General features: G+C 69.2%; 10 protein-coding genes. 4 read left to right on the top strand and 6 right to left on the bottom strand.

Annotated features, from left to right (window positions below; all coding sequences use genetic code 11):
* Window positions 1-38: 38 nt before the first annotated feature.
* Genes C6570_RS00640 through C6570_RS00615 form a run of 6 tightly spaced genes read right to left on the bottom strand, consistent with a single transcriptional unit; the run spans window position 39 to window position 9,189 of the window.
* Window positions 39-1,025: a Bug family tripartite tricarboxylate transporter substrate binding protein gene (locus C6570_RS00640; RefSeq protein WP_245896246.1), complete on the bottom strand. Its 987-nt coding sequence runs from the start codon at window positions 1,023-1,025 to the stop codon at window positions 39-41.
* A gap of 35 nt (window positions 1,026-1,060) precedes the next feature.
* Window positions 1,061-2,074, bottom strand: coding sequence for a Bug family tripartite tricarboxylate transporter substrate binding protein (locus C6570_RS00635; RefSeq protein WP_106701122.1), 1,014 nt, complete (start codon window positions 2,072-2,074; stop codon window positions 1,061-1,063).
* Entirely contained in the window at window positions 2,071-6,066 is a 3,996-nt protein-coding gene (locus C6570_RS00630; protein WP_211297625.1) for a non-ribosomal peptide synthetase, read from the bottom strand. The genes C6570_RS00635 and C6570_RS00630 overlap by 4 nt, the downstream gene beginning before the upstream one ends.
* A 21-nt stretch (window positions 6,067-6,087) precedes the next feature.
* A complete protein-coding gene (locus C6570_RS00625) occupies window positions 6,088-6,321 on the bottom strand; it encodes a phosphopantetheine-binding protein (RefSeq protein WP_106701120.1) in 234 nt (77 codons plus the stop codon).
* A 4-nt stretch (window positions 6,322-6,325) separates the two neighbouring features.
* The gene (locus C6570_RS00620; RefSeq protein ID WP_106701118.1) at window positions 6,326-7,972 is read right to left on the bottom strand and encodes a (2,3-dihydroxybenzoyl)adenylate synthase; all 1,647 of its coding nucleotides are present in this window, start codon (window positions 7,970-7,972) and stop codon (window positions 6,326-6,328) included.
* On the bottom strand, window positions 7,969-9,189 hold the full coding sequence (locus tag C6570_RS00615; protein WP_211297624.1) for an MFS transporter: 1,221 nt from the start codon (window positions 9,187-9,189) through the stop codon (window positions 7,969-7,971). The genes C6570_RS00620 and C6570_RS00615 overlap by 4 nt, the downstream gene beginning before the upstream one ends.
* Before the next feature lie 429 nt (window positions 9,190-9,618).
* Between C6570_RS00615 and C6570_RS00610 the strand changes: the two genes are divergently transcribed.
* From C6570_RS00610 to C6570_RS00595, 4 genes are read left to right on the top strand one after another with little or no spacing between them, the layout of a single operon-like run.
* A complete protein-coding gene (locus C6570_RS00610) occupies window positions 9,619-10,677 on the top strand; it encodes an ABC transporter substrate-binding protein (protein WP_106701116.1) in 1,059 nt (352 codons plus the stop codon).
* Entirely contained in the window at window positions 10,674-11,738 is a 1,065-nt protein-coding gene (locus C6570_RS00605; protein WP_106701113.1) for a FecCD family ABC transporter permease, read from the top strand. The genes C6570_RS00610 and C6570_RS00605 overlap by 4 nt, the downstream gene beginning before the upstream one ends.
* Entirely contained in the window at window positions 11,735-12,556 is an 822-nt protein-coding gene (locus tag C6570_RS00600; protein WP_106701111.1) for an ABC transporter ATP-binding protein, read from the top strand. The genes C6570_RS00605 and C6570_RS00600 overlap by 4 nt, the downstream gene beginning before the upstream one ends.
* Window positions 12,553-13,407: an alpha/beta hydrolase gene (locus C6570_RS00595; RefSeq protein WP_164675461.1), complete on the top strand. Its 855-nt coding sequence runs from the start codon at window positions 12,553-12,555 to the stop codon at window positions 13,405-13,407. The genes C6570_RS00600 and C6570_RS00595 overlap by 4 nt, the downstream gene beginning before the upstream one ends.
* Window positions 13,408-13,450 lie beyond the last annotated feature (43 nt).

The following is a 13,450-nucleotide window of genomic DNA, read 5'->3' as shown; positions in this document are numbered from 1 at the left end:
GTGTGCGCTGGCAGCTATCGAAATAGTAGTGATGGCTATCAGTTAGGCTGAATCCCCAGTCGGCGGATGGCCGGGCCCCAGGTGGCGCGCTCGGCCGCGATGCGCTGCGCAAACGCCGCAGGGCTGGCGTGGTAGGGCAGCGCGCCGTGCGCCAGCATCGCCTGACGCATGGCCGGGTCTTTCAGCGCCTTGCCCACCTCATCGTTCAGGCGCTGCACCACCGCCGGCGGCGTGCCCGCGGTGGCCACCAGGCCCAGCCAAACGGCGCTTTCATAGCCGTCAAAACCTTGCGACTGCAGCGTGGGCGCGCTGGCGAAGGTGGGCGCCGTGACCTTGGGGCTGACGGCCAGCACGCGCAGGCGGCCTTCCTTGGCCATCGGCTCGACCAGCGACGTGCCGGCCAGGTAGATCTGCGTGTCGCCCGCCACGACGGAGGTGAGCGCGTCGGTGCCGGTCTTGAAAGGTACGTGCACGATGTCCGCCCCGGCTTGCTCGCGCAGCATTTCAAACAGCACGTGCGGCGGGCTGCCATTGCCGGACGACGCGTAGTTGAGCGTGCCCGGCGCCTTCTTTGCCAGCGCGAACAGCTCGGCGGTGGTCTGCGCGGGCACCTTGGGGTTGACCACCAGCGCCATCGGTATGACGGAGATGGGGCTGACGGCCATCAGATCGGTGGCCGGGTCGTAGGTCAGCTTGGGGAAGACGTAGGGGTTCCAGACCATGTGCGCATTGGTCACCACCGCCAGCGTGTGGCCGTCCTTGGCCGCGTTCTTGACCTGCTGCATGGCCACCATGCCGCCGGCGCCAGGGCGGTTGTCGATCACCACGGGCTGTCCCAGCGCGGCCGATAGCCGGTCGCCCAGCGGGCGGGCAAAGATGTCTGGCAGGCTGCCGGCACCGCCGTTGACGACGATGGTGATCGGCTTGCTGGGCCAGGCGCCCGCGGCGTGCGCAGGGCCGAGGGCGATGGCGGCTGCGGCCGCAGCCAGCCCTGCGGCAAAGCAACGGCGGTGAATGAGGGGCATGGCGGGGTCCTTCGGCGTGCGGGGGCGGTAAAAGCTCAGTCCAGCTTGAGGTGGGCGGCCTGCACCACCTTGGCCCACTGGGCGGTTTCGCGGCGGATCAGTGCGTCAAACTGCGGCGGGCTGAGGTTGGGCGCTTCGTAGCCCAGGGTTTTGTAGGCCGCCACCACTTCGGGCGCGGCCAGGGCCTGCGACACATCGGCTGAAATCATCCGCCGCAGCTCGCCCGAGATGGCGGCTGGCGCAAACAGGCCCGCCCAGGCGCTGACCTCAAAGCCGCGCGTGGCGGGCGTTTCAGCGGTGGCGGGCACGTCGGGGTAGAGCGGGTCGCGCTGCGGCGCGGCCAACGCGATGAAGCGCAGGCGCCCGGCCTTTTCCAGCGGGGCGGCCGTGGCCACGCTGCCCATGGCCCAATCCACGTCGCCATTGGCCACCGCGGTGTAGAGCTGCCCGAAATCGCGGAACGGCACGTGCAGCATGCTCACGTCGAACCTGGACTGCATCAGCAGCCCGGCCAGATGCCCTGGGCTGCCGTTGAACCACGACCCGTACGTAACGCGCCCTGGCTGCGCGCGCGCGGTGCGCAGCAGGTCTTCCAGCGTGCGGTGCGGGCTGCGCGCGCCAACGGTCACAAAAAACGGCGTGCGCAGCAGCATGCGCAAGGACGCGAAATCGCGCTGCACGTCGTAGGGCAGGTTGGCGAAGGTGCTGGGGTGGCTGGTGATGTGGGTGCTGTCGAGCTGCAGCAGGTCGTGCCCGTCGCTGGCGCCTTTCTTGAAGGCGGCCACCGCGATGAAGCCATTGCCCCCCGGCCGGTTGTCGACCAGCACCGGCTGGCCCCAGTGCCGCGAGAGCTGGTCGGCCACCATGCGCAGCGAGGCATCCGGCCCGCTGCCGGCGGGAAATGGGGTGAACACCCGCACCGCGCGCGTCGGGAAGGCGGGGGCCGGCGCACCGCGGGCCGGGGAGATCAGGTCGCTGGCGAAGCTCGCGCAGGCGCCCAGACCCAGGCCTGCACTGCGTGCGATGAAGCGTCGTCGAGAGGTGGTCATACAGGGGCGTTGGCAAACAAGGGTTGTGGGCCGCCGCGCTCAGGCCTGTGCCATGGCGGGCGATGGGGGTTCTCGATCAGCGCCATGCGCGCTGCCAGGGCCGGCGCAATGCGCTGCGTGGCTGCCGCGCTGGTCATCTGCGCGTGCATGAGGGGCACTTCCAGCGTGTCGATCTCGTCGGCGTAGGGCGCCCAGCGCTGTGCCTGCAGCTGCGGCTGGGCAGCGTGGTCCAGCGCGGCGCGGATGTGCGTCAGCGTGCCGGCCATGCGTTGGTGATGGTGTTGGCGGATCAGGCGGTTGGTGTCGGTCACGACGCGCACCACGCCCTGCAGCGCCTCACCCGGCAGGTTGCCCAGCGCGCTGTCGCCCTGGCGCAGGAACTCGATCAGCTTGGCGGGCGTATCCAGCTCGGGGAAGCCCTCAGGGTCGTACCCGGCGATGGCCAACAGCGCGCGCAGCGCTTGCTGCGGGGTGGGCTCAGGCTCGTCCCGCCAGCAATCGGCGGGGTACGCATCCAGCAGCGCCACCAGGCCGACGCGGCGGCCGCGCTGCTGCAGCGCCACGGCGATGGCCTGCGCGATGATGCCGCCGACCGACCAGCCAGCCAGGTGAATCGGCCCGGTGGTGTGCAGGCTTTCGATTCGGTCGGCGTACGCCTCGCCCAGCGCGGCGATGCTGTGGGGCAGCGGCAGCGCCGGGTTCAACGCGGGCGATTGAAGGCCCCACACGCTGCGCGACGGGCTGGCATTGGCCAGCGCGCGCGCCAAGGCGCGGTAACCCCAGGCAATGCCGCCGGCAGGGTGGATCAGGAACAGCGGCGGTTGTGCCGGGTCGCCCGCGGCCAGTTGGATGACGGGCTTCAGGCCGCTGTCAAAGCGCACGGTCTCGCTGTCGATGGCCGAGGCCAGTGCGGCGATGGTGGGCGCCTCGAACAGGGCGCCCAGCCCCGGGTTGCGGCGCCAGCGCTCTTCGATCAGCAGCAGCAACTGCACGGCAGACAGCGAGTCGCCCCCCAGGCTGAAGAAGTCGGCATCGGCGCCCAGCGGCGGCGTGGCGGGCAAGTGCAGCAGCTCGGCGAAGAGGCCGGCCAGCGCGGTCTCGGTCGGCGTGCGCAGTGCCCGCCCCGACACGTTGGCCGAGAACACCGGTGCGGGCAGCGCCTGGCGGTCCAGCTTGCCATTGGCGGTGACAGGCCATGATTGCAGCGGCACGCAAGCGGCGGGCACCATGTAGTCGGGCAGGCGGGCCGACAGTTGCTGGTGCAGCGCGGCTTCATCCCACGGCGCGCCTGGCACGGCCTGCACGTACGCGACCAGCCGCGCGTCACCGCCGTCCTCTCGCAGCAGCACTTCGGCGCGCGTCACCCGCCGCGTGGCCAGCAGCGCGGCTTCGATCTCGCCAAGCTCGATGCGCAGGCCGCGCAGCTTGACCTGGTGGTCGCTGCGGCCCAGGAAGACGATGGCGCCGTCGCCTTGGCGCCAGCGCGCCACGTCGCCGGTCTTGTAGATGCGCTCGCCCGGGCGGTGCGGGTCGGGCAGGAAACGCTCGGCGGTCAGGTCTTCTCGGCCCAGGTAGCCGCGCGCCAGTTGCACGCCGCCCAGGTACAGATCGCCCGGCACGTCCGGCGGCACAGGGCGCATGTGCGCGTCCAGCACGTAGAGCCGGGTGTTCCAGACCGGAAAGCCAATCGGCACCGGGCGCGAGTGGTCGGCCGCGCTGGCGGGCCAACAGCTGACGTCTACCGCGGCTTCGGTGGGGCCATAGAGGTTGTGCAGCTCGCTCGACAGCGTGGCGTGCAGCCGGTCGCGCAGCGCAGCCGGTAGCTCTTCGCCGCTGCAGAAGATGCGCCGCAGGCGCAGGCCGCGCGAGGCCGGATGCGCCAGAAACGCGGCCAGCATGGACGGGACGAAGTGGCAGGTGCCAATCTGCTGCGTGCGGATGATGTCGGCCAGCCACGCCGGATCGCGGTGCGCCTGCGGCGGCGCGATCACCAGGGTGCAGCCGGTGATCAGCGGCAGGAAGAACTCCCACACCGACACGTCGAAGGTGGCTGGCGTCTTTTGCAGGATGCGGTCATCCGCGTCAAAGCCGTAGTGCTGCCGCATCCATTCCAGCCGGTTGACGATGGCGCGGTGCTCGATCACCACGCCCTTGGGCTCTCCGGTGGAGCCGGAGGTGTAGATCACGTAGGCGGCGTCCGCCGGCGTGATGTCAGAGTGCAGCGCCGCCGCGGCGCAGGCATCCGGCCAATCGCTGGGGGCCCAAACCGGCACGTCGCTTGGCAGCAGCGCTTGCGCGTCCGCCTCGGCCAAGACGCAAAGCGGCTGTGCCAGCTGCGCGATGCGAGCCAGTCTTTCCGTGGGGTGCGAAAGATCCAGGGGCAGGTAGGCCGCGCCGGCGCGCAGCACGGCGACCAGCGCGACCAGCAGATCCAGCGAGCGCGGCAAGGCCACGGCCACCAACGTGCCGCGGCCCGCGCCCTGCTGGCGCAAGGCGGCGGCCAGGCAGCGGCTGCGCTGCTCCAGCTCGGCGTAGGTCAGGCGGTCGCCTTCGAATTCGAGCGCGGTCGAATCTGGCCGCTGGGCCATCTGCGCTTCGATCAGCGCCGTCAATGTGGTGTTGGCCACAGGGTGGTCCGAAGCGTTGTGCTCGAACAGGTGCGCACGGGTTTCTGCGGGGCTGGCCAGTGGCACATCGTCCACGGCGCCGCCGCTGGCCAGCACGTCCAGCGCCGCAGCCAGGAAGCACGGCAGTCTGGCCAGATGCGCCTGGACGGTTGAGAGCGCATACAGGTCGGGATTGGCCTCCAGCTCGAGGTCAAGCTGGTCGCCAAATCCCCTGAAGCCGATGGTCAAGTCGTCGATCGGGCCAGTGCCCAATATTTCCAGGCGCGCCCGCAGCCCCGGCAGCGCCAGCGGCTGGTAGTAGGGCTGCACGTTGATCAGCGCCGCGAACAGGCGCCGCTGGCCGCCCAGCAGGCCCAGATCGCGCCGCAATTGTTCGCTGCGGTAGCGGCCGTGACGGCGCGCCTGCAGTTGGGCGCGGGCGCTTTGTTCAACGTAGTCGGCCAGGGCTTGGCCCGGTTGGCCGTCCACGCGCAGCGGCAGGACGTTCATCGCGATGCAACTGGCACGCGCCGCGGCTGTTCCCAGCCGGCCCATGAAGGGAATGCCCAGCACGGTGGAATCGGCCGCAGCCATGCGCTGGCAATACAGCGCTGTGAGCGCCGTGAGCAGGTCGGGCCAGCCGATGTCCAGGCGCGTGGCTTGCGCTTTCAGGGCGGCCGCCACCATCAGCGGCAGCGCCGTGCTGATGCGGTGGCAGCGGTGCGCCGCCACGGCACGGCCGGGCGCCAGGCCGGCCACTTCGGGCGGCTGGGCAAAACGCTCGCGCCAGTAGCCCGCGTCCGCCGCGCGTTGGGCGCTGGCACGGTAGGCGGCGTCGTCCGCAGCCACGCCAGCGAAGGCGGACAGCGGCTTGCGCTCGGGCGACACGCCCAGGCGTGCGGCGTACAGGTCGGCGACGCGGTGGCTCCACAGTGCCATGGCAAAGCCATCGGTCGCCAGGTGGTGGGCCCGCTGGTACCAGCAGAACGCGGTATCGCCCAGCTTGAACAGCACTTGCTTGGCCAGCGCGTCCTGCAGCGGATCGATCGGCGTCTGCATGTCGGCCTGCATGGCGTTGCGCGCGCGTTGCTGCGCGTCGGCGTCCTCCGTGAGGTCAACGACTTCCAGCGCGGGCGTGCGAGTGGGGTCGATCCATTGCGTTACGCCCTGCGCCGTTTCGCGCAGGGCCAAGGACAAGGACTGGCATTCGCGCGCCCCTTGTTCGGCGGCGGCGCGAAAGGCGGCCACATCTAGTGGGCCGTCGATCCATAGGGCGTGACCGCAATGGAAACTGGGGTTGGCCGGATCCAGCCGCTGGGCGTACCACAGGCCTTCCTGCGCTTCGGTCAGCGGCCAGGGGCCGTTGGGGGTGATCTCAGAAGACACGTCAATCAACGCTGCGCAGGCTCATGCGCCCTGCTGCTGGATCACGCGCCACCAGCCGTTCAGCGAAGTCTCGGCGCCGATCTCCATCACGTCGATGTTCAGGCCGGCGGCGTTCCAGCTCATCACCAGATCCAGCAGCCGCATCGAGTCCAGGCCCCAGTCCATCAGGTTGTCGTCCAGGCCAATGTTTTCGGGGTCTTCGCGCAGCATGCGCGCCACGTCCGCGCGCATGCGCTCGAGGGTAAAGGCAGTCATGGGGTCAGTCTTTCTTCTGGCTGGCGATGAAATCGGCGCGCAGGCGTGCCCGCAGTTCCTTGCGGCTGGTCTTGCCCACGGCCGTGACTTCAAATGCGTTGACCAGTACAAACTGGTCAGGCAGCTTGAACGCGGCCACACCGCGCCCGCGCATCCACGCCTTGATCTCTGGCGGGCGCGGCTTCTCGCCCTGTCGGGGAATCACGAACGCGCAGATGCGCTCGCCCAGGTACTCGTCGGGGATGGAAACCACGGCCACGTCAAACACCTGCGGGTGCGCCAGCAAGAGGTCTTCAACCTCTTCGGCCGAGATCTTTTCGCCAGCGCGGTTGATGTGGTCGTGCGCGCGGCCTTGCACGATGAGATGGCCGGATGCACGTTGCACCACGATGTCGCCGGTGCGGTAGAAGCCGTCTTCGGTGAACGAGCGCGCGTTGGCCGGCTCGTCGTTGTGGTAGCGGCGGATCGTGTAGGGCCCGCGCGTCAGCAGGTAGCCGGGCTGGCCTTGCGCTACAGGCTGGCCGTGGTCGTCCACCACCAGCACCTCATCGTCCGGGCTGATCGGGCGGCCTTGCGTGCCCAGCACCGTGTCCTCGTCGTCGTCCAGCCGCGTGTAGTTGACCAGGCCTTCGGCCATGCCAAACACCTGTTGCAGCCTCACTGGCAGCGCGGCGACAACCCGGCGTGCGGCTTCGAGCGTGAGCTTGGCGCCGCCCACCTGCAAGACCCGCAAGCTGGACAAGTCGTGCGGCGTGCGCTCGGCCGCCTGTGCCCACAGCAGCGCCAGTGGGGGCACCAGACCGAGGTCGGTCACGCGTTCGCGCGCGATGAGCGGGAAGGCCACGTCGGGTGAAGGTGACGGCGACAACACCACCGTGCCCCCGGCATAGAACACGCCCAGGGCGCCAGGCGAACTCATGGGGAAGTTGTGCGCGGCCGGTAGCGCCACCAGGTAGACCGAATCCGCACCAATGCCGCAAATCTCGTTGCTGGCACGAAAGCTGTAGATGTAGTCGTCGTGCGTGCGCGGGATCAGCTTGGACAGGCCGGTGGAGCCGCCCGAGATTTGCAAAAAGGCGACGGACTGCGGGTCGGGGTCGCTGGTGGGCAGCAAGCCCGGCGCGCCGGGCAACGCATCCAGCGACTGAAACTCGGCCGCGTCGCCCGCGATCACCACGTGCTGCACGCCGATGTCCGGCTGCGCCAGCAGCTCGCGCGCCAGTGTGCGGTAGTCGAAACCTTCGTAGCGCTCCACCGCCACGTAGGCGCTGGCCTGCGACTTGCGCGCAAAGTGTGCAACTTCAGTGAGGCGGTGCGCCGCCAGCGCAAATACCGGGATCAGACCGGCCCTGAACAGCCCCCACACCACGGCGTAATAGGCGGCCGTGTTGCCAAGTTGGATGACGACGCGGTCACCGGGCGCCAGGCCCAGCCCCAGCAAGCCTGCGGCGATCTTCTCGGCGCGGGCGTTCAGCTCGGCGTAGGTCCAGCGGTCTTCGCCAGCGACCACGGCGGTGCGCTCGGCAAAGCGCACGGCGCGGTCGCGCAAGATGCCCGGAAAGGTCTCCCCGCGCCAGTAGCCTGCCGCGCGGTAACGCTCGGCCAAGTCGGCGGGCCACGGTTGTACCAATGGAATCAATGCATCGCTCATGCGTTCACGCTCCTGCGCAGCTTGACGAAAGCCAGCGCCGCCAGAGCCCACAGGCCCGTGCCCACCACCGCGTACGGCAGCGCGGGTGCGACGCGGTACAGCATGGTGCCGATGAGCGGCGCCAGCACCATGCCCAGGCCCTGCGCTGCGGACAGCGTGCCGGCTGCGGCGCCTTGTTCATGCGGTAGCACCGCGTTGGCCGCCAGCGCTTGAAAGTTGGGAAAGATCATGCCCATGCCGAACGACATCACGGCGTAGCTCAGCAACATCTGCCACTGGGTGGTGACCAGCGTCACGCCGAAGAACCCGAGGCCGGCGATGAGTGCGCCGACGCCGATCCAGCGGCCCATCGGAACGTGCTTGAGCCGCATGACCAGCTGCTGCGCCACCATGAGCGAGCAGCCCACGGCCGCCAGTGACAACCCGGCCACGCGGGCGCCTTCGACCACCGAGAGGTTCAGGCGGTCGATGGCAAAAAAGCCCACCAGCACTTGCGCAATCGCCACCGAGCCCATCGCGGCAAACGCGGTCAATGCCGCCACGCGCAAGCGCCGATCAAGCAGCTTCATCGGGGGCGCGCCGGGCGGCCGTGCCGCCGCCGGTGCGCCTGATGGAAGGCCCAGGGCGACCACCACCAGCGCCAGCAAGGGCAGCAGCGCGGCGAAATACAGCGCCAGCGCCAGATCGCGCCCGGCCAGCCAGCCTGCCGCAGCCGGCCCCAGCACCAACCCAAGGGCGTTAGCAGAGCCGAGCTTGGCCATCGCCGCCGGCCGCGCCGCAGGCCGGGTTGTGTCGGCGATCAGTGCCGCGGCCGTGGGCGGCACGGCCGCGTAGAACGCCCCCACCAGCCCACGTGCCACGACCAGCAGAACGAGCGCCGCCGCCGCCGTGATGTCGCGCCGCAACGCCAGGTCGATCCCGTAGGCCAACGCCAGGTACACCAGCGCGAACGCGGCAAAGCCAACCACCAGTACCGGCTTGCGACCATGCCTGTCCCCCATGCCGCCCCACCAGCGCGCCAGCAACATCCATAGCAGGCCCCCTGTCGTGACCGACAGGCCGGCCACCCATTCGGGCAGCTCCAGTCGGCGCACGAGCGGGCCGACAATGGCCACGAAAGCCATCATCGCCATGGTGCCGGTCAGGGCCGCCAGCATGAGTGCGCCCATGGGCGCACTCGTCTCAACACCCTCGGCGGTGGTTGCGTCCTGGGTCATGCCTGTCCATCCTTTGGTGCCATGCAGGTGCCTTGCGAGATCGGCCTCATCAGCGGCCGGCGTCGCCAGACATCGCTACCGGCGAAGCGCAAGATGGCCCACCGCGGGCAGCAGTGCACCTGCCGAGAAGGCCCATCGGATCGCAGAAACCGGTGATCATTTAACAATGAGAATGATTTGTATTTGTGTCGGATTCTAAAGAGGAAACCGTTGCAGCTAATTTGGCTTGGTGGTTCGCAACACCGCGCCTAAGGGCTTGCCTCGTACGGTGACGCCGGTTTTCCCTTCGGAAAGCCGTGTCGAGATGGGCGGTGCATGCCCGGTGCCGGCGGCTATGGCAACATCGCGGGGTTGTGTCGCAAATAGGAATCGTTCGTGAATAGCTGCTTTCGTCGCTTCGCCCGTGCTGGAGGGCTGCTGCTGACACTCATGGCCCTGTGGGCTGCCGGTACGGCCCAAGCTGCGCAGGTCGTTGACTTGCGCGGGCGCACCGTCACGGTGCCGGATCAGGTGCACAAGATCACGATCGACGACGGCCGCTTCCTCGTGGCCCTGTCCTTGATCCTTGCCGACCCCGTAAAGCCGCTGGCAGGGTGGCCGCGTGACATTCACCGCATTGGCGACGCCACCTACCAGCAGTACGTCAAGCGCTTTCCGGCCATCACCAAAGTGCCGCAGGTGGCCAGCTCGGCAGGCAGTTTCAACCTCGAGGCCGTGCTGGCCGCCGCGCCCGACGTGGCCGTGGTGTCGGTGGGTGCGGGCCCATCCGACGCGCAGATCGCGCAGCTGCAGGCGGCGGGCATTCCGGTGGTCTTCATCGATTTTTTTGACAACCCGTTCAAGAACCAGGAACCCAGCCTGCGCATCCTGGGCCAGTTGACGGGCAGCGCCGCCAAGGCCAACGCCTACATCGACTACAGCCGCCAGCACCGCGACCGTATCGCCCAGCGCGTGGCCAAGCTGGCGCCCAAAGATAGGCCCACCGTGTTCCTCGAGGCGCACGCAGGCATCAGCAAGGACTGCTGCAATTCCCCTGGCAAAGGCAACATGGGCGAGTACGTCGACTTTGTCGGCGGCCACAACATCGGCGCCGACGTGCTGAAGGCGCCCGTGGGCAAGCTGAACATCGAGTACGTCATCTCGCGCGACCCCAAGATCTACATCGCCACCGGCGGCGCCCATCTGGAGAAAACGGGCGGCCTGGTGCTGGGCGCCGGCTACGACGCGGCCCGCGCCCGCGCTTCGCTGGCCGCCGTGGCTCAGCGCCAGGGCATCGCGCAGCTGACGGCCGTGAAGACGGGGCGCACCTATGGCCTGGCGCACCAGCTGATCAATTCGCCCATCGACATCGTCGCCATCGAGGCCTTTGCGACCTGGATTCACCCAGAACTTTTCAAGGACGTGGATCCGCAAAAAACCTTGAACGAGATCAACCAGCGCTTTCTGGCCGTGCCCTACGAAGGCACGGGCTGGGTCAGCTTGAAATGACCGCCGCAGAGTTGGCGGTGAACGCCGACGCGGTGCTGCAGGCCTACCGCAGGCTGGTCGCCCGTCGCGTGCTGATCCTTGCGGGCCTGCTGGTGCTGTGCGTGGCCGCCTTCCTGCTGGACCTGGTCACCGGGCCTTCGTCGCTGACGCCCATGCAGGTGCTGGCTGGCGTTTTCTCGCCGGATGCCCTGTCCGCGCCGCAGCAGGCCATCATCTGGCAGGTGCGCCTGCCCTATGCGCTGATGGCGGTGCTGGTGGGCGCGGCGTTGTCGCTGGCGGGGGCGGAGATGCAGACCATCCTCAACAACCCGCTGGCCAGTCCGTTCACGCTGGGCGTGTCGTCGGCGGCCTCGTTTGGCGCTGCGCTGGCCATCGTGCTGGGCGTCAGCCTGCCTTTCGTGCCTGCGGAATGGATGGTGCCCATCAACGCCTTTGTGTTCGCCTTTGGCTCGGTGCTGCTGCTGCAGGCGATGGCAAGGCGCCGCAGCGCGGGGGTGGAAACCGTGGTGCTCCTGGGCATCGCGCTGGTGTTTGCCTTCAATGCGCTGGTGGCGCTGGTGCAGTTCCTGTCGTCGCAAGAAGCCTTGCAGCAGCTGGTGTTCTGGAGCATGGGCTCGCTCTCGCGCGCCACCTGGAACCACGTTGGCGTGCTCGCCGCCGTGCTGGCGCTGGTGCTGCCTTTTTCGTGGATGGCCGCAGGCCGCCTGACCTCGCTGCGCCTGGGCGAAGACCGCGCGCGCAGCTTCGGGGTGGACGTGGGCCGCCTGCGCTTTCTGACGCTGCTGCGCGTCAGCCTGCTGGCCGCCACGTCGGTCGCGTTCGCGGGCACGATCGGCTTCATCGGCCTGGTCGGGCCGCACATGGGGCGCCTGCTGCTGGGTGAAGACCACCGCTTTCTGCTGCCGGCCAGCGTGCTGTGCGGCGCGCTGGTGATGTCGCTGGCCTCGGTGGCCAGCAAGACGCTGGTGCCGGGCGCCATCATGCCGGTGGGCATCGTCACCGCCATCGTCGGCGTGCCGGTGTTCCTGTTCCTGATCTTCCGCAACCCGGGCCGCTCATGAGTCAGGCGCCAGCTTTCTACGCCGACACGCTGCAGGTCAGCCACCTGTCCACCGGCTACCGCGACCGGCAGGTCATCCAGAACCTGAGCCTGCCCCCCGTCCGCCCGGGTGAGGTGCATTCGCTGCTGGGGCCCAACGCGGCGGGCAAGAGCACGCTGCTGCGCGCCCTGGCCGGGCTGCAGGCGGCCACCGGGTCGATCCAGCTGGGCCCCCAGGAGCTGGTCGGCCTGCCGCTGGCCGAGCACGCGCGCCGCGTGACCTACATGCCGCAGACGCTGCCACAAGGTGTGGCGCTGTCGGTGCTGGAAAGCGTGCTGGGCGCGCTGCAGGCATCGGCCACCGACCGCCCGGGCGAACACCAGGGCAGGGCAGGGCATGAAGCCGACCAGCGCCGCGCCGTGGCGGTGCTGGAGCGCGTGGGCATCCTGCACCTGGCGATGGAAGGGTTGGACCACCTGTCTGGCGGGCAGCGGCAACTGGTGTCGCTGGCGCAGTCGCTGGTGCGCGAGCCGCGCGTGCTGCTGCTGGACGAGCCGATCAGCGCGCTCGACCTGCAGCACCAGCTGCGCGTGATGCGCCTGGTGCACGAGCTGGCGCGTGAGCGCGGCATGATCGCCATCATGGTGCTGCACGACCTGCAGATTGCCGCGCGCTGGTCCGACGGCATCGTCATGCTGGCGCAGGGCGCGGTGGTGGCCACCGGTGCGCCGGCCCAGGCCATCACGCCCGACACCCTGGCGCGCGTGTACGGCGTGCGCGCGCGGGTTGAGCACTGCTCGCGCGGCAGCCTGCAAATCATGGTGGACGACGTACTGTGACCGCCTGGCCGCCCGTCGAACTGCCTGCAAGCCAGCTGCGGCGCGTGCGCGCAGCGGCCAACGGGGCCGACTACCGCGTCAGCCTCTGGCTGCCGGATGGCCCTCCGCCGGCCAACGGCTTTCCGGCCATCTACGTGCTGGACGCCGGCGCTCTCTTCGCCACTTTTGTCGAGGCGATTAGGCGTGGCAACCGCCGGGTGGACGCCACCGGCGTGGCGCCCATGGCCGTGATCGGCATCGGGCATGACGCCGACGAGCTGTTTGCCAACCGGCTGCGCCGGCGCGACTACACCTGGGGCCCGGCCGCCCAGGAGGCGCCGCCCGATGACGGGCCGGTGGGCGGTGGCCCGGCCTTCCTGCACTTTCTCGTTGATGAGCTGGCGCCCGCGCTGCGCCAAGAGCTGCCGCTGGACGGCACCCGCCAAACCTTGTTTGGCCATTCGCTGGCCGGGCAGTTTGTGTTGCAGGCGCTGGCTGCGCGGCCTGAGGCGTTTCGCACCTGGGCGGCCATCAGCCCATCCATCTGGTGGGACGCGGCGGGCCTGAAGGCGCGGCTGGCCACCACCTTGCCGTCCACCAGAACGCCCAACGTCTTCATGGCCGTGGGCGAATGGGAGGGCGCCGTGCCGCCCTGGCAGCGCGCCCACCCCGGTCACGATCTGCTGGTGGCGCGCCGGGCGCAGCGCGACATGGTCGGCCACGCCCAGGCGCTGGCGCAGGACATGGCGGCCTGGCTGGGGCCGGATCGCGCGGCCTTCCGCATCTTTGAGGACGAAGACCACGCCTCGGTCGTGATGGTGGGCTGCCAGCGCACGCTGCGTTTTGCCACCGCACGCAACCAGGCCATGTGAGGCGGGCGGCGCTGTTCGGGGGGCAGCGACTGGCCACGCGGAC

Source organism: Ottowia oryzae, from assembly GCF_003008535.1.
GTDB classification, from domain to species: Bacteria; Pseudomonadota; Gammaproteobacteria; order Burkholderiales; family Burkholderiaceae_C; genus Ottowia; species Ottowia oryzae.
This window is presented reverse-complemented; position numbering and strand designations above follow the sequence as displayed.

Bases quoted from the DNA above. Each gene is read 5' to 3' on its own strand.
- C6570_RS00640 (WP_245896246.1), bottom strand. From the start codon at position 1,025: ATGCCCCTCATTCACCGCCGTTGCTTTGCCGCAGGGCTGGCTGCGGCC.
- C6570_RS00635 (WP_106701122.1), bottom strand. From the start codon at position 2,074: ATGACCACCTCTCGACGACGCTTCATCGCACGCAGTGCAGGCCTGGGT.
- C6570_RS00625 (WP_106701120.1), bottom strand. From the start codon at position 6,321: ATGACTGCCTTTACCCTCGAGCGCATGCGCGCGGACGTGGCGCGCATG.
- C6570_RS00620 (WP_106701118.1), bottom strand. From the start codon at position 7,972: ATGAGCGATGCATTGATTCCATTGGTACAACCGTGGCCCGCCGACTTG.
- C6570_RS00615 (WP_211297624.1), bottom strand. From the start codon at position 9,189: ATGACCCAGGACGCAACCACCGCCGAGGGTGTTGAGACGAGTGCGCCC.
- C6570_RS00610 (WP_106701116.1), top strand. From the start codon at position 9,619: ATGGCCCTGTGGGCTGCCGGTACGGCCCAAGCTGCGCAGGTCGTTGAC.
- C6570_RS00605 (WP_106701113.1), top strand. From the start codon at position 10,674: ATGACCGCCGCAGAGTTGGCGGTGAACGCCGACGCGGTGCTGCAGGCC.
- C6570_RS00600 (WP_106701111.1), top strand. From the start codon at position 11,735: ATGAGTCAGGCGCCAGCTTTCTACGCCGACACGCTGCAGGTCAGCCAC.